Here is a 619-nt window from a genome sequence, read left to right as displayed (position 1 = left end):
TAAGTTTGAAATAACGATATTTAGGAACTGGAAGTGATTTTTTATGAAAGCGAGCTGGCAATTTAATTATATTTTCGTGGGGAATCTCTGACAGAAGTTGTTTCGGTGGTGTTGCTGTCATATAAATTGTTGCATGTTCAACTTTAGAAGATGACTTCAATGCTTGTTGTAGATTTTTATCCATTGATAAAGGAAAGGCATCGACTTCATCAATAAAAATAGTATCAAAGTGCTGTTTGAATCGGTAAAGTTGATGCACTGTGCATACAACAAAATGCCCTTCAAATTGTTGTCTTGATTGCTGGTGTAGTATGTCTATATCTTCATTAAGAAATGCGTCTTTAATACGTTTACTAATTTCTACAACAACATCTACACGTGGTGACACAATAGCTATATTATCTCCCTGTATTCTTGCATATTGAATGCCTTGAAACATCATTTCTGTCTTACCTGCACCTGTTACGGCATATAACAAAATCGTTTGTCTCTTTCTAATGGCTCGAACAATATGTTCTGAGGCATAAGACTGCTGTTCCGACAATTCAAATGAGAGATGATAATATGCTTGTGATGAACTTTGCGAACTCTCTGTTATTTTATATCTTGTTACATTATC

At 34.4% G+C, this 619-nt stretch carries 1 protein-coding gene; it reads right to left on the bottom strand.

The genetic code is table 11. The annotated features are described in order from the left end of the window. The coding region (locus IDG60_RS20440) for a DEAD/DEAH box helicase family protein (RefSeq protein ID WP_206161124.1) at positions 1 to 619 on the bottom strand (619 nt) is incomplete at both ends.

It is taken from the genome of Staphylococcus sp. EG-SA-2 (genome assembly GCF_017152085.1).
This window is presented reverse-complemented; position numbering and strand designations above follow the sequence as displayed.